General features: G+C 72.2%; 17 protein-coding genes and 1 tRNA gene. 10 read left to right on the top strand and 8 right to left on the bottom strand.

Going from position 1 to position 18,095, the window contains the following annotated elements; genetic code table 11:
• Positions 1-4: 4 nt before the first annotated feature.
• The 4 genes from KI385_RS43885 to KI385_RS10510 all read right to left on the bottom strand — a co-directional run bounded on the left by KI385_RS43885 (position 5) and on the right by KI385_RS10510 (position 3,188).
• Complete coding sequence (locus KI385_RS43885) at positions 5-1,528, bottom strand: caspase, EACC1-associated type (RefSeq protein WP_281066832.1); 1,524 nt, start codon at positions 1,526-1,528, stop codon at positions 5-7.
• Positions 1,529-1,535: 7 nt separating this feature from the next.
• Positions 1,536-1,952 carry an effector-associated constant component EACC1 gene (locus KI385_RS10520; protein ID WP_238571922.1) on the bottom strand — a complete coding sequence of 139 codons (417 nt, stop codon included), beginning with the start codon at positions 1,950-1,952 and terminating at the stop codon, positions 1,536-1,538.
• Between the two features lie 75 nt (positions 1,953-2,027).
• Entirely contained in the window at positions 2,028-2,969 is a 942-nt protein-coding gene (locus KI385_RS10515) for a pseudouridine synthase (protein ID WP_238571921.1), read from the bottom strand.
• A gap of 134 nt (positions 2,970-3,103) precedes the next feature.
• A tRNA-Leu gene (locus KI385_RS10510) sits at positions 3,104-3,188 on the bottom strand.
• A gap of 384 nt (positions 3,189-3,572) precedes the next feature.
• Here KI385_RS10510 and KI385_RS10505 point away from each other — a divergent pair.
• The 3 genes from KI385_RS10505 (at position 3,573) to KI385_RS10495 (ending at position 6,281) form a co-directional block, all read left to right on the top strand.
• A complete protein-coding gene (locus KI385_RS10505) occupies positions 3,573-4,898 on the top strand; it encodes a M20/M25/M40 family metallo-hydrolase (RefSeq protein WP_128506312.1) in 1,326 nt (441 codons plus the stop codon).
• Between the two features lie 170 nt (positions 4,899-5,068).
• Complete coding sequence (locus KI385_RS10500; protein WP_238571920.1) at positions 5,069-5,302, top strand: chaplin; 234 nt, start codon at positions 5,069-5,071, stop codon at positions 5,300-5,302.
• Positions 5,303-5,474: 172 nt separating this feature from the next.
• A complete protein-coding gene (locus tag KI385_RS10495) occupies positions 5,475-6,281 on the top strand; it encodes a chaplin (protein ID WP_238571919.1) in 807 nt (268 codons plus the stop codon).
• 85 nt (positions 6,282-6,366) lie between these two features.
• Here KI385_RS10495 and KI385_RS10490 read toward each other — a convergent pair whose 3' ends face one another.
• Positions 6,367-6,555 carry a DUF5703 family protein gene (locus KI385_RS10490; protein ID WP_030416245.1) on the bottom strand — a complete coding sequence of 63 codons (189 nt, stop codon included), beginning with the start codon at positions 6,553-6,555 and terminating at the stop codon, positions 6,367-6,369.
• Between the two features lie 47 nt (positions 6,556-6,602).
• On the opposite strand from KI385_RS10490, the gene KI385_RS10485 reads away from it, so the two are divergent.
• Complete coding sequence (locus tag KI385_RS10485) at positions 6,603-7,277, top strand: hypothetical protein (protein WP_238571918.1); 675 nt, start codon at positions 6,603-6,605, stop codon at positions 7,275-7,277.
• A gap of 136 nt (positions 7,278-7,413) precedes the next feature.
• Here the strand turns inward: KI385_RS10485 and KI385_RS10480 are convergent, their stop codons facing one another.
• Both KI385_RS10480 and KI385_RS10475 read right to left on the bottom strand, forming a co-directional pair.
• Entirely contained in the window at positions 7,414-10,077 is a 2,664-nt protein-coding gene (locus KI385_RS10480) for a helix-hairpin-helix domain-containing protein (RefSeq protein ID WP_238571917.1), read from the bottom strand.
• Positions 10,074-11,057, bottom strand: coding sequence for an aldo/keto reductase (locus tag KI385_RS10475; RefSeq protein ID WP_238571916.1), 984 nt, complete (start codon positions 11,055-11,057; stop codon positions 10,074-10,076). Before KI385_RS10475 ends, KI385_RS10480 begins: the two co-directional genes overlap by 4 nt.
• A 127-nt stretch (positions 11,058-11,184) precedes the next feature.
• Between KI385_RS10475 and KI385_RS10470 the strand changes: the two genes are divergently transcribed.
• On the top strand, positions 11,185-12,240 hold the full coding sequence (locus KI385_RS10470; protein WP_238571915.1) for an LLM class F420-dependent oxidoreductase: 1,056 nt from the start codon (positions 11,185-11,187) through the stop codon (positions 12,238-12,240).
• A 249-nt stretch (positions 12,241-12,489) separates the two neighbouring features.
• The gene (locus tag KI385_RS10465; protein ID WP_238571914.1) at positions 12,490-13,278 is read left to right on the top strand and encodes a ferritin-like domain-containing protein; all 789 of its coding nucleotides are present in this window, start codon (positions 12,490-12,492) and stop codon (positions 13,276-13,278) included.
• 35 nt (positions 13,279-13,313) lie between these two features.
• Here the strand turns inward: KI385_RS10465 and corA are convergent, their stop codons facing one another.
• Entirely contained in the window at positions 13,314-14,309 is a 996-nt protein-coding gene (gene corA, locus KI385_RS10460) for a magnesium/cobalt transporter CorA (RefSeq protein WP_238571913.1), read from the bottom strand.
• A 59-nt stretch (positions 14,310-14,368) separates the two neighbouring features.
• On the opposite strand from corA, the gene KI385_RS10455 reads away from it, so the two are divergent.
• From KI385_RS10455 to mshC, 4 genes are all read left to right on the top strand, one after another.
• The gene (locus KI385_RS10455) at positions 14,369-15,064 is read left to right on the top strand and encodes a histidine phosphatase family protein (RefSeq protein WP_238571912.1); all 696 of its coding nucleotides are present in this window, start codon (positions 14,369-14,371) and stop codon (positions 15,062-15,064) included.
• A 118-nt stretch (positions 15,065-15,182) separates the two neighbouring features.
• The gene (locus tag KI385_RS10450) at positions 15,183-15,773 is read left to right on the top strand and encodes a DUF3090 domain-containing protein (RefSeq protein ID WP_128511380.1); all 591 of its coding nucleotides are present in this window, start codon (positions 15,183-15,185) and stop codon (positions 15,771-15,773) included.
• Entirely contained in the window at positions 15,737-16,663 is a 927-nt protein-coding gene (locus KI385_RS10445) for an SCO1664 family protein (RefSeq protein WP_238571911.1), read from the top strand. Before KI385_RS10450 ends, KI385_RS10445 begins: the two co-directional genes overlap by 37 nt.
• Before the next feature lie 141 nt (positions 16,664-16,804).
• A complete protein-coding gene (gene mshC / locus KI385_RS10440) occupies positions 16,805-18,034 on the top strand; it encodes a cysteine--1-D-myo-inosityl 2-amino-2-deoxy-alpha-D-glucopyranoside ligase (protein WP_238571910.1) in 1,230 nt (409 codons plus the stop codon).
• Positions 18,035-18,095 lie beyond the last annotated feature (61 nt).

Below are 18,095 nucleotides of genomic sequence, written 5' to 3'. Positions count from 1 at the left end.
GTCGTCACACGTCGCCGGCGCACCGGAATCCGACGTTCGCGCGGCACTCGGCCGGTGAACGTGGCGACAGATGCTCCCGCAGGCGCGCCGCGGGAGTGTCGTGGGCGCCGCCGCGCAAAACCGGTGAACCCGTGTCGTCCACGCAGATGTCCCAGACGTTACCGAGCAGGTCGCCGATGTTGTACGGGTTCGGGGGGAATTCCCCGACGGTCGCCGGCTCGCCAAGACTGCCAAGGAAGTTGACCCGCCCGGCCTCGATGTCCTCGCGCCACCACTCGCCGCTCCGGCCGGCCGCCGCCGCCAGCTCCCACTCCGCCGCGGTCGGCAGCCGCAGCGGCATCCCGAGCCGCCGCCCCGCCCAGCCCGCGTACGCGCCGGCGGCATACGCACTCACCGCCACCACCGGGCGGTCGCCGAGCCCCGCCGGGAATTCCGGGCCGCGCCAGCCCGCCAGGTAGTTGTCGTCCACGTACGTCCCCGCCGCCCGCGCCTCGGCCGGACCCCAGCGCGCATTCTCCGGTTCGCGCAGAAAGGCACGGAACTGCGCATGGGTCACCGGATAGCGCCCCAGCCGCACCGTCAGGGACTCCGTGAGAGCCACGCGTACCAGCTCCGGCCAGGACGGCTCCCGCTCCACGGCCGGCGACCGGTCCCGCGTCCGCGAGCGGCCGGCCTCCGCACGGCGAAGCGGAGGCTGTGCCGTCTCCGCCACCGGCACCCGCGCCCCCGCCCCGCCGCCGGCCCGCGGCCCGTCCGCCCCCGGCCCGGCCTCCGCCTCCGCCTCCGCCTCCGCGCGATTACGGAACAGACAGATCCGCCCGGCGGAGTTGCGGGTGCTCTGCTGGGGCTGCGGACGGGACTTCGCGGTCAGCGCCCCCGCCAGCTCCTCGAACAGCGCCGACATGCTCAGCAACGCGGGCCGGCCCGGCACCCCGGCATCGACGAGCCGGATCAGCTCACCGGTGAACGCGGTGTACGTCTCACCCGGCGGAGCCAGCGCCTGACGGGTCGCCGCCGTGGCGGTCAGCACAAAGGCGCCCTCGACGGCGACCCCGGGCACGATGTCCCGGCCGTGCATCAGACCACCCAGCGCCAGCCCGCTCCAGCAGCAGTCCAGAATGACCACCTTGCGCCGGGCCGAGGGACGTCCGCCGGCCGGCGAGAGCAGGATCGACCGCAGCTCCTCGTAGCGCAGCGCGGTGTGCGGCCGGTCCGGGTGCGACCCGGGCAGCGCGAGATGCAGCTCCCCCGACTGCGGATGGACCAGCCCATGGCCGGCGTAGTACAGCACCATCGTGTCGGTGGCCTCGGCGGCGGCGTCGTAGACCGTGTCCAGGACGGTCTGCCGGGACGGCTGCCGCAGCACGCTGCACCGCCCCTCCGCCAGCCCCCACACCGCGGGATCACACAGCAACGCGGCCAGCCGGTCGACGTTGTTCGCCACCGCCGGGATGTCGTCCAGCTCCGTATACGTATGCGTACCGATCAGGACGGCGCGTGAGCGGGACGGGTCGGACAGCTGCGCCACCGGCACGCTAATCCCGCTGCTGGGGCCGGTCCGCCGGCGCCCCGGGACCCTCGCCGCTCCCGGCGGCCGGGGCGGCACCCTCGCCGAGCGCCCGCAGCACCCGCGCGACGGCCTCCGGATCCGCACCGTCCACGTCCACCCTGATGCCCGCACGCTCGATGCGAACGCGCTCGGCACGCGGCCGGGTGCTGCGCCAACTGGCCACCGCCACCACCAGCGAAGCCAACTGCACCCCGCTGTCGAACACCGCCTCGACGGCCTCCAGAACCGGCCCCATACGGCCGGGCGCCTCCTCGCGCCGCACCGGCGAAAGACCGGCCCCGGCCGACACCTCCGGATCGGCGCTCAGCCACATGTACAGCGACCGTGCCGCGTCCCCGGCCCCGTCGTCCCGGTCGGCCTCGATCTCGATCCGTACCCGCACCGCCGCCCCCGCTGCCGTCCCCGAGCCCCGCCTGAGCGGTCAGCATAGGTCTCCCGCGTCCTCCAGGTCTCACGATCAGACCATCGGGCAGGCATCCCACGCCGTCAGCCGCAGCCCGCTCTCGAACCGCCGCTGGCACCCCGCCACCGGATCGGTGAACTCCAGTACCTTCGCGAGCAGTTGAAGCGGCGCCGAGAAGTCGTCCGGGTCCGGGTCATCGACGACCGGATAGATCGGATCGTTGAGGATCGGCAGCCCGAGACCGTTCATATGGACCCGCAGCTGATGGGTACGGCCGGTCGTCGGCAGCAGCCGGTAGCGCCCGAGCCCGCCCCGCCGCTCGACCAGCTCGATCCGGCTCTCCGCGTTGGCCGCACCGGCCTCCTCGTGGGCGGCCAGCACCCCGGGCTCCTTCACGATCCGGCTGCGCACGGTCACCGGCAGCGCCACCTCCCCGTCGTACGGCGCCACCGCCTCGTACTCCTTGCGCACCCGCCGCCCGCTGAAGAGGTTCTGGTACGCGCCCCGGTCCTCGGGCCGTACGACGAACAGCGCCAGCCCCGCCGTCAGCCGGTCGAGCCGGTGCGCCGGCTGCAGCGCCGGCAGCCCGAGATCGCGCCGCAGCCGGGCCAGCGCGGTCTCGGTGATGTGCCGCCCGCGCGGTGTCGTGGCGAGAAAATGCGGCTTGTCGATGATCACGATCCGCTCGTCCCGGTGGACGATCCCCACCTCGAACGGTACGGGCACCTCCGGCGCGAAGTCCCGGTGGAACCACACATACCGCCCGGCCAGATACGGCTCACCCCCACTCAGCACGCCGTCCACCCCCACGAACCGCCCGGTCCGCAGCATGTCATCGACCCGCCCGGCCCCGATCGCCCCCTGGAACCGCTCGACGAGATGGTCGCGGACCGTGCCCCACGCCCCACCGGGATCGGCGGGCAGCCGCACCCGCACGGGGTCGATACCGTCGCGCTGGGGGAGCGGTGCGGGCGGAAGCGGGGATCTGCGTCTCACAGGGGCAAGAGAACACCGGTCCGGCCGGGGTTCTCAAGTCGCACCCGGGCGGAAACGACCGCGTGGAAACGACCGCGTGGAAACGACCAACGCCCGCCTGGCTGAGCGCCAGAGCGGGCGTTGATGACCGAAAGTGTCCGAGGGGGGACTTGAACCCCCACGCCCGATAAAGGGCACTAGCACCTCAAGCTAGCGCGTCTGCCATTCCGCCACCCGGACAAGGTGTCTGTCGGTGCGGCCTGGGCCGTTCCGACGTGGAAAACAATAGCAAACCTTCGAGGGTGGTCGATCACCCGCACATTTGGCCGGGCGCGGGGCTGTGACCAGGGCATGTCGGGAGTATTGCGGCCTTGGGCGCGGCCCGCGTCGGGTGGAGGATGGCGGTGGACCCCGCCGCGGCCCGCGCTCCTCGGGGCGCGTGACGCGGCCGTGAACCAGGAGGAGGCAGTGTGAGCGAGCTCCGCGAGCGAACCAAGGGAAGGTGCGAGCCCCGCGAATGCGGGGCCGAGCGAAGCGAGGTGTCGGCATGAGCGAGCTCCGCGAGCGAACCAAGGGAAGGTGCGAGCCCTGCGAATGCGGGGCCGAGCGAAGCGAGGTTCCGGCATGAGTGAGTCGCAGCCGGCCCGTACGGTCACCGGTGAGGACGAGGTGGTCGACCTGTGCCGGGATCTGATCAGGATCGACACCAGTAACTACGGCGACCACTCGGGCCCGGGTGAGCGCGCCGCCGCCGAGTACGTCGCGGAGAAGCTCGCCGAGGTCGGCCTGGAGCCGCAGATCTTCGAGTCTCACAAGGGCCGTGCCTCGACCGTCGCCCGGATCGAGGGCGAGGACCGCTCGCGGCCCGCGCTGCTCATCCACGGGCACACCGACGTCGTGCCGGCCAACGCCGACGACTGGACCCATCACCCGTTCTCCGGCGAGATCGCCGACGGGTGCGTCTGGGGCCGTGGCGCGGTCGACATGAAGGACATGGACGCGATGACGCTGGCCGTCGTCCGTGACCGGCTGCGCACCGGGCGTAAGCCGCCGCGCGACATCGTGCTGGCGTTCCTCGCGGACGAGGAGGCGGGCGGCACCTACGGCGCGCGCTACCTCGTCGACAACCACCCGCACCTCTTCGAGGGCGTCACGGAGGCGATCAGCGAGGTCGGCGGCTTCTCCTTCACCGTCAACGAGCAGCTGCGGCTGTATCTCATCGAGACGGCCCAGAAGGGCATGCACTGGATGAAGCTGACCGTGGACGGCAACGCCGGGCACGGTTCGATGATCCACAAGGACAACGCCATCACCGAACTGTCCGAGGCCGTCGGACGGTTGGGCCGCTACGAGTTCCCGGTACGGGTGACCAAGACGCTGCGGGCCTTCCTGGACGAGCTCGGGGACGCGCTGGGCACCGAGCTCGACCCGGAGAACATGGACGGCACGCTGGCCAAGCTCGGCGGTATCGCCAAGCTGATCGGCGCCTCGCTCAGAAACACCGCCAACCCGACGCAGTTGGGCGCCGGCTACAAGGTCAATGTCATCCCGGGGCAGGCCACCGCGCATGTCGACGGCCGCTTCCTGCCGGGCTACGAGGAGGAGTTCCTGGCCGACCTGGACCGGATCCTGGGCCCGCGCGTCAAGCGCGAGGACGTACACGCGGACAAGGCGCTGGAGACCACCTTCGACGGCGCGCTGGTCGAGGCCATGCAGTCGGCTCTGCAGGCCGAGGACCCGATCGCACGCGCCGTGCCGTACATGCTCTCCGCCGGTACGGACGCCAAGTCCTTCGACGATCTCGGGATCCGCGGATTCGGCTTCGCCCCGCTGAAGTTGCCGCCGGAGCTGGACTTCGCGGGAATGTTCCACGGCGTGGACGAGCGGGTTCCGGTGGACGGACTGAAGTTCGGGGTGCGGGTGCTCGACCGGTTCATCGAACAGAGCTGACATCACCGGGGACCTGGTCCGAAGCTGAAATCGGCGTGGATTTCCTGCCGTTCGCGCCGACTTCGCTGAAACGAGTGAATGTACTGATGTGTTCGTAGCTTCAACGGTCTTTTTCCCGTTGCAGTGTGTGCGGTCCGCGGCTGGGACCGCATTGCCTACAAGGAGGAATAATGATCAAGAAGATCGTCGCTGCTGCGGCGGCCACCGGTGGCCTTGTGCTCGCCGGTGCGGGCCTGGCCGTTGCCGACTCGGGTGCCCAGGGCGCTGCTGTGAACTCCCCTGGCATTGTTTCCGGTAACACCGTCCAGGTCCCGGTCCAGGTTCCGGTGAACGCCTGCGGTAACACGATCTCCGTGGTCGGGCTGCTGAACCCCACGTTCGGCGGCTACTGCGTCAACAAGTGACCTTCTGAGGTTCTTTGGCGTTGTACTTGCACCCGTAAGGGTCTGATCCAGTTCGGCTCCGGAATGTAGGCCATGCATTTCGGAGCCGGTGGGTATTCGCTGGGCGGGTGGATCTCTCCATGGGATCGCTACTCGCACGATTCCTGTAAGGCACTAGGCAGGGGAACAACCTATGAGACAGGTCGCAAAAAAGGGCCTGATCACCATGGCGGCCGCCGGTGGCGTGCTCGCCGCGGCAGCCGGCTACGCATATGCGGATGCGGGCGCCGCCGGAGGCGCCGCGCATTCGCCCGGCGTGGGCTCCGGCAACAATGTCCAAGTACCGGTCCATGTACCGGTGAATGCCTGCGGCAACACCGTCAATGTTGTCGGGCTGCTCAATCCCGCGTTCGGGAACCACTGTGCCAACGGTGGTGGCAAGCACCACGGCGGTGGCCAGCACCACCCGGGCGGGCACAGCGGCTCGGGCGCCGCCGGCGGGGCATCGCATTCGCCCGGTGTCGGCTCGGGGAACAGCGTCCAGGCGCCGGTCGACGTACCGGTGAATGCCTGCGGCAACAATGTCTCGGGGGGCGGGCTGCTCAATCCGACCTTCGGCAACGACTGTGCCAATGAGTCGCCGACGAGCCCGGGCTATCCGCACCAGCCGGGCAAGCCCCATCAGCCGGGCAAGCCCCACCACCCGGGGAAGCCTCATCACCCCGGTAAGCCGCACCACCCGGGCAAGCCCCATCAGCCGGGCAAGCCCCACCACCCGGGGACGTCGCACCACCCGGACACCCCGCAGCAGGGCACCCCGACCTCTCCGGGGCTGCACCCGCAGACCGAGCCGCACAGCCAGATCGTGACGACTCCCAAGCCCGCCGGGCATCTCGCGCAGACCGGTTCCGGGACGATCGGCTACGCGGTACCGGCCAGCGCCGGGCTGCTGATCGGGGGTGCCGTGCTCTACCGCAGGGCACGCGCCGCTCGCCGGTGATCATCCGCGGTTAGCGCACACCGCACCACGGAGCGGGCCCCGCCGATACGGGGCCCGCTCTGCTGTGTGCGCACGCCGGTGGTGATCACCACGTGGCGCGGAGCTGGCGAATGATCCGGCGGCGCAGCCGCACCTTGCGGCTCCCGTCGGGGTTCAGACGCAGTCGGTCCAACTCCCAGTGTCCGTACTCGGCATGGTCGGTCAGCAGGCGTGTGGTGGCCTTCCGGGAGACTCCCCGAGGCACATACACATCGCAGAATTCGTATTCCGGCATCGCATCTATTGTGCGGGACCGGCCCCGGTACGGATAGCGTCTGCACTATGTCTGATGCTGCGCAGCCTTCCGCTGCCGAGGTACGTGCCGCCGCCGAGGCGGTCAAAGCCGCGCTGGACCGTCACCTCGACGCGGTCGAACGCCGCTCGGGGCAGGACGATCCGGCTGTCTACGCCGCGTTCGACGAGCTCGCCGCGGCGGCTGAGGTCTATGACGAGCTGCTCTACGACACCTACGACGAGGTCACCCCCTTCGAGATCCCGGGGAACGATGCGCTGCCCGCCTATGCGGGCCCGGAGGAACCGAGTGCGCTGAGCGTGCTGATCCGGCGCGATTACACCGTCGCCGAACCGCAGCGGCTGCTGCACCAGGCGCAGCGCATCGCCGATCTCGATCCGGACGCCGCCGATGAGGCGGCGGGCAACGGCGTCGATGCCGCCGCGGTCGTCGGCAGCAGTGTGCATGCGGCGCTCGGCGTGCTGTTCGGGGAGTTCGAACCGGACGAGATCGCCTCCCGGCACAAGGAGTTCGGCCTGGAGGAGGGCGACTCCACGCTGTGGGTGGCGGCCGCCGACGACCCGTCCGAGCCGGGGGAGTGGCTGTCCGCGCCGTTCGACCAGGCAGATCCGCAGCGGGTGGTGTGCCGCTTCGACGTCAGTGCGGTCTTCGACGAGGAACTGGGCGACGACGACCTGCTGGAGCCGCTCGACCACGAACGGTGAGGACGGCCCGGGGTGCCCGCCGCACCGATGCCGCACGCTGATCCGTATATGCCGCTGCCCCGGTCCGTCGACGGAACTCGACGACGGACCGGGGCAGCGGTGTGCGGTGGTGCGGACGGGAGTGGGTCTACGCGGCTCAGCCGGCCGCCGGTGCGTCCTCCGCGGTCTGCACGCTCTGCTGCTGCAGCAGGGTGCGCAGGCGGGTGGTGCGCTCCTTGACGGGCACCTCGGCGACCGCGTGCGGCAGCGCCTGGTCGACGCCCTGGACGACCGACAGATGCCGCTCGCCGCGGCTGAAGGCGGTATAGACCCAGGCCCGGGTCAGACCGCCGGCCGCGTCACCGGGGACCACGACCACCGCGGCGGGCCAGCGCGTCCCGGCCGTCTGATGGGCGGTGAGCGCCCAGCCGTGCCGAACGGCTCCCGCACCGACCTGCTCGCGCGGTACGACGACGGCGGAGCCGTCGCAGTCGAGCCGCAGCCCCGCGGCGTCCGCGCCGGTGACCGTGCCCGGCACCGTACGGCCGGGCGCCGGGGCGTAGGCCACGCGGTCGCCGGGGTCGAATCCGCCGAACCGGCCGGGGCCGGGGTTGAGCCGCTCCTTGAGAGCGGCGTTCAGCGCGCGGGTGCCGGCCGCGCCGCCGTGGCCGACCGTGATGACCTGCGTCCGGTCCGCGGGGACACCGAGCGCCCGGGGCACGGAGTCGGCGACCAGCTGGACGGTGCGGTGCACCGCCTCCCGGGCGTCCCGCACCGGAACGATCACCACCTCCTTGCCGGGCGCCTCGACCTGGCTCAGCTCGCCGATGCCGATGCCCGACACCAACTCGCCGATCGGGCCGAAGTCCGGGGTACGTGAGGCGATCTGGGGGCAGAAACGGGCCGCGAGGAGATCGGCGAAGAGCCGGCCGGGACCGGTGGACCACAGAACGCCCGGGTCGCCGCTGAGCACCAGCCGGGTCCCGTCGGTCAGCGACTCCACGAGCAGTGCGGCGGTCTCCAGATCCAGCTGCGGCGCGTCCAGCACGACCAGCAGATCGAGCGCGAGAGCACCGTCCGTGTCCCGGCCCGGGCCCTCCTGCCCGGACAGTAGACCGGATACGGTCACCGCCGCCGCGGCCGGATCCGCGGAGCCGGCGGCCGGGGCGGCGGGCGCGATCTCGGTGAGGTCGGCGGCCAGCCGCCGGCGGCCGTTCTCGGTGTGGGTGGCGCCGAAGGCCCGCAGCCCCAGCGAGCGGGCCGCGGCGATCAGCGCGGCGGGCTCGGCGCGGGCCGCCTCCGCGCCGGTGTGTGCCACCAGGCCGCTGTGCGCGGCGGCACGGATCAGCTCGGCGGCGGACGGCGACGGGGCCGCGGCGGCCGCGGCCTCCCAGTCGGCGGGGGAGGGGCGGACGGGTGTGGGGGCGGGGGTGGCGTCGGGGCCCGTGTGGTGAGCGTCGTGGCCGGCGTGCGCGTCCTCGTGGCCGGCCGCCGTCTCCGTATCCGCCTCGGTCTCCGCGTCCGGTTCCGCCTTGGTCTCCGTGTCGGCCGTGCCGTCGCCGTCGCCGTCGTCCTCGCCCGAGTCCGCCGATACGCCCTGCTCCGGCTCCGCGCCCTGCTCCGGCTCCGCGCCCTGCTCCGGCTCCGCGCCCGACTCCGGCTCCGCGTCCTGCTCCGGCTCCGTCAGCGGTTCGAAGGTGTTGAGCAGTCGTGCCAGGCCGTCGGCGACGCTCTCCTCGGCCATGGCGAACCGGTCCAGGCCGAGCAGTATCCGGACCGGCTGCTCGGCCTCCTCCTCGTCATCGCCCGTGACGGGCCGCGCCCGGCCCGGCTCCTCGATCGCGTCCTGGAAGACCAGCACCGCGCCGTCCGCGATGGCGGTCTGCAACGCCTCGTCGGGGTCGGGCACCGAGCGCTGGGCGAGCGCCGCCCGCAGCGTGGCGGCCTCCAGGGCGGAGTGCCCGGCGATGGCGGCCTGCTCCAGCAGCCAGCCGACCAGCGCCTGTGCGCGCCGCTCGTCGCCCGGCCCGCAGGCGGCGCCGAGCAGCGCCCGGGCGAATCCGTCGGCCTGCTCGGGGCGCACCCCCGGCACACCCAGCAGCTGCCAGGGATCCTCACTCAGCGCCTCGGCGGCCCGCTCTCCGAGCACCTCGGCGGTCTTCTCCGCCAGCGTCTCAGGGGCGCCGCCGGCCGCCAGGATCTGCCGTACGCCGTCGAGCCCGGGGGCGGCGGTCACGGCGGGACGGGGCGCGGGGGCAGGTGCGGTGGGCGCCGGCGGGCCGGCGGGGCCGGGACCCTGGGGCTCGTGCGCGGCGCGCTGCCGTGCCACCTCCGGGGCCGGGGCGGCCGGTCCGCCCTGCGGGGCAGGGCCGCCGGGGGCCGGAGCGTTTGCCCGGGGGCCGGCGGCGGGCGCGGCCGGCCTGGCGGGGCGCGGGGCCTCGGTGAAGAACGAAGCGGCCGAGCGCTCGCCGCTCTCCACGGCCCGGACCGCCGCCGCCAGCGCCGCGGCTTTCGCCTTGGCCGAGCCGGACGCCGCGGTCTCCTGCGCCGAGCCGGACGCCGCGGTCTCCTGCGCCGAGCCGGACGCCGCGGTCTCCTGCGCCGCACCGGACGCCGCGGTCTCCTGCGCCGTACCGGAAGCCGGAGTCCCGGCCTCGGCGGCGGGCGTCGCGGCCGCCCCGTCGCTCTCCTTCGCGTCCTCGCCCGGTGCCGCCGCCGCTTCCTCCGGCGCGGCCGTGTCCTCGGGCGTCTGGGCATCCGCAGTCCCGGGCGCGGCCTCCTGCTCGGGCGGGGTTTCGCCGGCGAGGCGGTCGGTACTCACAGCGTGCTCCAGTCGTGATCGGGATAGTGGTGCACCGGAGCCGAAACATCGTCCAGCGCCCGGCGGATCTCGTCAGGAAGACTAAGGGCCTCCACTGACAATGCCGCTCTGAGCTGCTGCGCTGTGCGGGCGCCCAGGATCGGGGCGGCCACTCCGGGACGGTCGCGGACCCAGGAGAGCGCGACCTGGAGCGGGGTGACGGCCAGTCCGTCGGCGGCGGTCGTCACCGCGTCGACGACCCGGTTCGCCGTCTCGTCGAGATAGGGCGCGACGAACGCGGCCAGATGGTCCGAGGCGCCGCGCGAGTCGGCGGGCGTGGCATGGCGGTACTTGGCGGTCAGCACCCCGCGGCCGAGCGGCGACGACGGCAGCAGGCCGACGCCAAGATCGAGCGCCGCGGGCAGCACCTCGCGCTCGATGCCGCGCTGCAGCAGGGAGTACTCCATCTGTGTGCTCGCCGGCCGGTTGCGGACGCCGGGCGCCGCGAGCTGCCAGGTGGCGGCCTTGGCGAGCTGCCAGCCGGAGAAGTTCGACAGCCCCACATAGCGCGCCCGGCCGCTGGCGACGGCGATGTCGAGGGCCTGGAGGGTCTCCTCCAGCGGGGTGTGCGGATCGAAGCCGTGCAGCTGCCACAGGTCGACGTAGTCGGTGCCCAGCCGTTGCAGCGAGGCGTCCAGCGCGGCGAGGAGATGGCGCCGGGAGCCGTCGACGCGGCGGTCCGCCTCCAGGACGCTGCCGGCCTTGGTGGCGATCACCAGATCGTCGCGCGGAACGAGCCCTTCCATCAGCTGGCCCAGGAGGTACTCGGCGCCGCCGTCGGCATAGATGTCGGCGGTGTCGACGAGGGTGCCGCCGGCCTCCCAGAACGTCTTGAGCTGGTCGGCGGCTTCCTGCTCGTCCGTGTCGCGCGCCCAGTTCAGGGTGCCGAGCCCCAGCCGGGACACGCGAAGGCCCGTTCGGCCGAGGTGCCTTTGCTCCATGGGCCTTGAGATTACTGGCCATGGGCCCGGATCAGGGGACCTGTGGACAACCCGCCGATGACGGCCGGCCGCGGTGCGCGCTACAGTCCCCGCAACAGCGACGTTACTGATCGGTAAGGGGAGCGGCATGAGGCTTGGTATCAACCTCGGCTACTGGGGCGCCGGGATGGACTCCGACAATCTCGCGGTGGCGCAGGAGGCCGATCGCCTCGGCTACTCCGTCTGCTGGGCCGCCGAGGCCTACGGCTCCGACGCTCCTTCGGTGCTCTCCTGGGTCGCCGCCCAGACCGAGCGGATCGACATCGGTTCGGCGATCTTCCAGATCCCGGCGCGCACCCCCGCGATGACCGCGATGACGGCGGCCACCCTGGACTCGCTCTCCGGCGGCCGGTTCCGGCTGGGCCTGGGCGTCTCGGGACCGCAGGTCTCCGAGGGTTGGTACGGCGTGAAGTTCGACAAGCCGCTGGCGCGCACCCGCGAGTACGTGGACATCGTCCGCAAGGCCATGTCCCGTGAGCGGCTGTCCTACGAGGGCGAGCACTGGACGCTGCCGCTGCCGGGCGGCCCCGGCAAGCCGCTGAAGCTCACCGTGCACCCGCAGCGTGAGCACATCCCGCTCTACATCGCCGCGATCGGCCCGAAGAACCTCCAGCAGACCGGTGAGATCGCCGACGGCGCGCTGCTGATCTTCCCCTCCGCCGACCACCTGGAGGAGACCGCGATCTCCCACATCCGGGCCGGCCGCGAAAAGGCGGGCAAGACGCTGGACGGCTTCGACATCTGTCCGACGCTGCCGCTGGCCGTGGGTGCGGACAAGGACGTCAGCGCGCTGGCCGACATGTTCCGCCCGTACACCGCCCTGTACGTCGGCGGCATGGGCAGCCGCAAGCAGAACTTCTACAACCAGCTGGCCCGGCGCATGGGCTACGAGAAGGAAGCCGTCGAGATCCAGGACAAGTACCTGTCCGGCGACAAGGACGGCGCCGCCGCCGCGATCCCCGAGCGGCTGATCGACCAGACCACGATGCTCGGCTCCGTCGAGCGGATCGCCGAGCGGATGCAGGCGTACGCGGCGGCCGGAGTGACCACCCTGACCCTGGCCCCGGCCGGCTTCACCCTGGAGGACCGGCTGGCCTCGCTGCGGGCCGGCACCGAGGCCCTGGAGCGCGCCGGCCTGGCGTAAGGGCACAGCACAAGGCCCGGCGCCATCGGGCGCCGGGCCGGAGAAACGCTGCGGCCGTGGTGGGGGCTCGGGGGATCTTCCCCGCCACGACCGTCACGCTGCACAACGCGGCGACGGGCACGCGGGTTACGCCCCGCCACGGGGCGCGCCTCGTCCGATCGGCCCAACAGGCCGCCGCTCCGGTTGCCGTCCCCGGAACACCCGATTTGACTGTTCCTTTACGGGTGTGTCCGTTCGGAGGTGGCGCAGATGTTCTCGGCCCGGAGCCTGTTCCAGGAGATCGTCGACAACGACGACTCCTACCGTCTGTTCTGCTCCATAGCCGCCAGGGGCGAGGCCCAGGGCGGCTGGGAGAACGGCCGGATCGCCGCACTGATGCCCTCCTCCCTGCGCTACCTGGCGCCCAAGGTCACCCGGCACGGCGCCGACGAGGACAAGCACGGCCGGATCTTCCAGGCCCTGCTGCGCAAGCGCGGTCTGACCCCCACCGAGGTCCCCGAAGAGGCCGACTACACCATGCTGCTGGAGCGTCGGGGCATCGGCCTGGCGCACGACAAGCTGCGCCGCGACGAGCCGCTCACCGAGCTCGACGTCATCACCTACCTCGCGCACAGCCGGGTCACCGAGCAGCGCGCCGCCGACCAGATGGTGATGCTCAAGAGGCACTTCGGCGACCACCCCGAGGTGGGCAAGGCGATCCGGATGATCTCCCACGACGAGGAGAACCACCTCGCGTACTGCCACGAGGAGCTGCTGCGGCTGGCCCACGCCGGACACGGCCGGACCATCCAGCGGAACCTGCACGACTGTGCGCGCGCCGAGATCGTCGTCTACCGGGACGTCAGCCTGGCCGTGATGGACCACATGGGCCGCATCCTGAAGTGGCCGAAGGCGAAATCCGCGGCGCTCGCCGCCGGCATCCGGGCGATGTACGGCTATGAGCGGCTGGCAGGCTGGCGGCGGATGGTCAGCCTCCGGATGCCCGAGCGGCGGGACCCGCTGGGCGGCCCGGCGACCTCCGCGCCGGAGTTCGCCTGAGCGCTCCGGCTCCTACGGCTCCGCGCCCGCCGGCCTCACAGCCAGCCGCGGCGCTTGAACAGCCGGTAGAGCGACACCTCGATGATGGCCATCGCCACCAGGATCACCGGATAGCCCAGATGCCACTTCAGCTCCGGCATGTCGTTGAAGTTCATGCCGTAGATCCCGGCGATCAGGGTGGGTACGGCCGCCAGCGCCGCCCAGGCCGAGATCTTGCGCATATCGTCGTTCTGCCGCACGCCCATCTGCGCCAGGTGGGCGGAGAGGATGTCCGAGAGCAGCCGGTCCAGGCCCTCCACCGATTCGTTGGCGCGGGTGAGGTGGTCGTCCACGTCGCGGAAGAACGGCCGGGCGTGATCGTGCACGAACGGCACCCCCGGGTTCTGCAGCCGGGTCATCGGCTCCGCCAATGGGCCGGTCGCCCGCCGGAATTCGAGCACCTCCCGCTTGAACGAGTAGATCTCGGCGGCGGTGTTCCTGGTGTCCCGGACGCGCACCGGAGCGAACACCTCCGTCTCCAACTCCTCCAGATCCACCTGGAGTTCGGCGGCCACCTCGATGTAGTGGTCGACCACCGCGTCACTGACCGCGTACAGCACCGCCCCCGGGCCGTGCCGCAGGATCTCCGGGTGCTCCTCCAGCCGGTGCCGCACCGCCGCCAGCGGGCTGGCCTCCCCGTGCCGGACGGTGACGACGAACGAGTCGCCGACGAAGACCATCAGCTCCGAAGCGGTCACGGTGTCCGCCTGGACGTCGTAGGTGATCGGCTTCAGCACCATGAACAGCGAGTCGTCGTAGACCTCCAGCTTGGGCCGCTGATGGGCGTTGAGCGCGTCCTCGACGGCGAGCGGGTGCAGCGCGAATTCGGAGCTGACGAGCTCGAACTCCTCCTCCGTCGGCTCGTACATCCCCAGCCACAGGAACGAGTGCCCCTCGGCCCGCGCCGCCTCCAGGGCATCGGAGAAGTCGGCCGCGCAGTCGGTGCGGCGGCCCTCCCGGTAGATGGCGCAGTCCACGATCACACCTGGCATTCTCGCTCGTTGCCCGGCAGCCTGCCAGGAAGGCGTACGCGGAACGTAGGGTGGCGGTCATGCCCACGCTGATCCTGGTGCGGCACGGCCGCTCCACCGCAAACACCGCCGGCGTGCTCGCCGGGCGGGCGCCCGGTGTCGCCCTCGACGAGCGCGGCGCCGCCCAGTCCGCCGCACTCCCCGCCCGCCTGGCTCAGGTGCCGCTGACCGCCGTCGTCTCCAGCCCGCTGCAGCGCTGCCGCGAGACCGTGGCCCCGCTGCTGGACGCCCGGCCGTGGCTCACGCTGCACGTCGAGGACCGGATCAGCGAATGCGACTACGGCGACTGGTCGGGCCGCAAACTCGCCGAGCTGAGCGACGAACCGCTGATGGAGGTCGTCCAGCACCACCCCTCCGCGGCCGCCTTCCCCGGTGGCGAGTCGATGCGCGCAATGCAGGCCCGCGCGGTGGACGCGGTACGTGACTGGAACGCCCGGATCGAGCAGGCGCACGGCCCCGAGGCGACCTACGCCATGTGCTCGCACGGCGACATCATCAAATCGCTGGTCGCCGACGCGCTGGGCATGCACCTCGACCTCTTCCAGCGGATCTCCGTCGAGCCCTGCTCCGTCACCGTGATCCGCTACACCCGGCTGCGCCCCTACGTCGTTCGCCTCGGGGACACCGGCGACTTCGGATCGCTCGCGCCCCGGGAGGACGGCGGCGCGGCCGTCGAGCGGGACGCGGCCGTCGGCGGTGGTGCGGGAGCAGCGTGATCAGTCGGCGCAGTAGGGTGGTGCGACGGCGCTGCCCGCCACGCCTGCGATCCGCGCAGTGTCCGCAGGACGTGCAGCGACCGCAGTGACCCCGCAGTCGAGCAATCGGAGCAGGACGTTGTCCCGTCAGGTGTTCTTCTACGACGCGCCGGACCGCTTCGTGGCCGGTACGGTCGGGCTGCCTGGCCGCCGTAGCTTCTACCTCCAGGCCACCGCGGCCGGCCGTACCACCAGCGTCGCCCTGGAGAAGACCCAGGTCGCGGCCCTCGCCGAGCGGATCGACGAGCTTTTGGACGAGGTGGTACGGCGCAGCGGCGGCAATGCCCCGGTACCCGCCGTCTCCCCTGCCGAGCTGGCGGACACCGCCCCGCTGGAGACTCCCGTCGAGGAGGAGTTCCGGGTCGGCACCATGGCGCTGGCCTGGGACGGCGAGGACGAGCGGATGATCGTCGAGGCGCAGGCCCTGGTCGAGCTGGACGCCGACAGCGAGGAGGCCCTCGCCGACGCCGAGGAGCGGCTGCTCCAGGACGATGAGAACGGCCCGCCGATGCTGCGGGTGCGCCTCACCGGAACCATGGCCAGGGCGTTCGCCAAGCGGGCGCTGGAAGTCGTCAACGCCGGCCGCCCGCCGTGCCCGCTGTGCAGCCTGCCGCTCGACCCGGAGGGACACGTATGTCCGCGCCAGAACGGATACCGACGGGACGCCTGAGCGCCGTGGAGCCCGCCGTCGAACCGGCCGGGCAGCTGCCCGCCCCCGCGGATCCGCAGGAGGCGGCACCGGCCGCGCCGGAGCCTGTCCGGGGGCTGTCGGACGCCTTTCTCGCCGAAGCCGAGCTGACCGTACGCGGCCGCATCCAGGAGGCGTCCAACGCCGTGCTCTACTGCACGGTCGAGCAGGACGGCCGCAGCGCCTCGTGTGTCTACAAGCCGGTCGCGGGCGAGCGCCCGCTGTGGGACTTCCCCGACGGCACGCTCGCCCAGCGCGAGGTCGCCGCGTACGAGATCTCCCGTGCCTGCGGCTGGGACCTGATCCCGCCGACGGTGCTGCGGGACGGCCCGTACGGCACCGGCATGGTCCAGGAGTGGATCGACCCGCCGGAGAGCAGCGACGAGGTGCCCGCGCTGCTGGCGCTGGTGGAGGACGAGGAACCGGGGCCCGGGTGGAAGGCGGTCGGCCTCGCGCAGATCGGCGAGGGCCGCACCGCGCTGCTGGTGCACGCCGACCATCCGCGGCTGCGGCGGCTCGCGGTGCTCGACGCGGTGATCAACAACGGGGACCGCAAGGGCGGCCATCTGCTGCCCGGCGCCGACGGGCAGTTCTTCGCCATCGACCACGGTGTGACGTTCAACGCCGAGGACAAGCTGCGCACGCTCCTGTGGGGGTGGGCGGGGGAGCCGCTGACCGGGGAGGCGCTGGAGGTCCTGCGGGGCCTGTACGCGGCGCTCGCGGACGGGGAGCCGCTCGCCGCCCGACTGGCCGAACTGATCACGGATACCGAGATCGAGGCGCTGCGGGCGCGGGTGGCCGGGCTGCTGCGCAGCGGCCGGCACCCTGAGCCGAGCGGCGAGTGGCCGGCCATTCCCTGGCCGCCCGTCTGATCCGGCGCGCCGCCGCGCGCCGGCGCCGGCCCCGTCGTGCACGCCTGCTGCACGTCCGGCCGTCGAACGCAAGACCGCCTTTCCGGCCAAGACCCCTGGTCCGGTTCGTATGCGGAACATCCGTCCGGTTACGCTCAAGGCATGCATGCATGGCCCGCTTCTGAGGTCCCCGCCCTGCCTGGCCAGGGCCGCGACCTGAGGATCCACGACACCGCGACCGGCGGACGGGTAACCCTCGACCCCGGTCCCGTCGCCCGTATCTATGTCTGCGGCATCACGCCGTACGACGCCACCCACATGGGGCACGCGGCGACCTACAACGCGTTCGACCTGGTTCAGCGCGTGTGGCTCGACACGAAGCGCCAGGTTCACTACGTGCAGAACGTCACCGACGTCGACGATCCGCTGCTGGAGCGGGCCAACAAGACCGGTGACGACTGGACGGCGCTCGCCGAGCGCGAGACCGCCCTCTTCCGCGAGGACATGACGGCCCTGCGGATGCTGCCGCCCCGCCACTACATAGGCGCGGTCGAGTCGATACCGGGCATCGTCCCGCTGGTGGAGCGGCTGCGCGACGCCGGCGCCGCCTACGAGCTGGACGGTGACATCTACTTCTCCGTCGCCTCCGACCCGCACTTCGGCGCGGTCTCCGGGCTGGACGCCGAGGCGATGCGGCTGCTGTCCGCCGAGCGCGGCGGCGACCCGGAGCGGGAGGGCAAGAAGAACCCGCTCGACCCGATGCTGTGGATGGCCGCCCGTGACGGCGAACCGAGCTGGGACGGCGGCTCGCTTGGCCGCGGCCGGCCCGGCTGGCACATCGAGTGTGTCGCCATCGCGCTGGACCACCTCGGCATGGGCTTCGACGTCCAGGGCGGCGGCTCCGACCTCGCCTTCCCGCACCACGAGATGGGCGCCTCGCACGCCCAGGCGCTCACCGGCGAGCACCCGTTCGCCAGGGCGTATGTGCACGCCGGCATGGTGGCCCTGAACGGCGAGAAGATGTCCAAGTCCAAGGGCAATCTCGTCTTCGTCTCCACGGTGCGGCGTGAGGGCACCGACCCGGCGGCGATCCGGCTGGCGCTGCTCGCGCATCACTACCGCGCCGACTGGGAGTGGACCGACGCGGTGCTGGAGGAGGCGGAGGAGCGGCTGGCGCGCTGGCGTGCCGCGGTCTCCCGCCCCGACGGCCCGTCCGCCGACGCCCTCCTGGAGGAGATCCGTACGGCGCTCGCCGACGACCTGGACTCGCCGGCCGCCCTCGCGGCCGTGGACCGGTGGGCCGCCGCGCAGACGGTCGACGGCGGCACGGACGAGGGCGCACCCGGCCTCGTCTCCCGCGCGGTCGACGCGCTCCTCGGCGTGGCCCTGTAACGCACACCCGCAGAATCCGTCCTCAGGGGCGCTTCCGCCGACCGGCGGGGGCGCCCCTCTT

This window comes from Streptomyces inhibens, assembly GCF_022221585.1.
Classification (GTDB): Bacteria; Actinomycetota; Actinomycetes; order Streptomycetales; family Streptomycetaceae; genus Streptomyces; species Streptomyces inhibens.
This window is presented reverse-complemented; position numbering and strand designations above follow the sequence as displayed.

Excerpts from the sequence above, each read along its gene's own strand:
- KI385_RS10505 (WP_128506312.1), top strand. The coding sequence starts at position 3,573 with ATGAGTGAGTCGCAGCCGGCCCGTACGGTCACCGGTGAGGACGAGGTG.
- KI385_RS10500 (WP_238571920.1), top strand. The coding sequence starts at position 5,069 with ATGATCAAGAAGATCGTCGCTGCTGCGGCGGCCACCGGTGGCCTTGTG.
- KI385_RS10495 (WP_238571919.1), top strand. The coding sequence starts at position 5,475 with ATGAGACAGGTCGCAAAAAAGGGCCTGATCACCATGGCGGCCGCCGGT.
- KI385_RS10490 (WP_030416245.1), bottom strand. The coding sequence starts at position 6,555 with ATGCCGGAATACGAATTCTGCGATGTGTATGTGCCTCGGGGAGTCTCC.
- KI385_RS10485 (WP_238571918.1), top strand. The coding sequence starts at position 6,603 with ATGTCTGATGCTGCGCAGCCTTCCGCTGCCGAGGTACGTGCCGCCGCC.
- KI385_RS10475 (WP_238571916.1), bottom strand. The coding sequence starts at position 11,057 with ATGGAGCAAAGGCACCTCGGCCGAACGGGCCTTCGCGTGTCCCGGCTG.
- KI385_RS10470 (WP_238571915.1), top strand. The coding sequence starts at position 11,185 with ATGAGGCTTGGTATCAACCTCGGCTACTGGGGCGCCGGGATGGACTCC.
- KI385_RS10465 (WP_238571914.1), top strand. The coding sequence starts at position 12,490 with ATGTTCTCGGCCCGGAGCCTGTTCCAGGAGATCGTCGACAACGACGAC.
- corA (WP_238571913.1), bottom strand. The coding sequence starts at position 14,309 with ATGCCAGGTGTGATCGTGGACTGCGCCATCTACCGGGAGGGCCGCCGC.
- KI385_RS10455 (WP_238571912.1), top strand. The coding sequence starts at position 14,369 with ATGCCCACGCTGATCCTGGTGCGGCACGGCCGCTCCACCGCAAACACC.
- KI385_RS10445 (WP_238571911.1), top strand. The coding sequence starts at position 15,737 with ATGTCCGCGCCAGAACGGATACCGACGGGACGCCTGAGCGCCGTGGAG.
- mshC (WP_238571910.1), top strand. The coding sequence starts at position 16,805 with ATGCATGCATGGCCCGCTTCTGAGGTCCCCGCCCTGCCTGGCCAGGGC.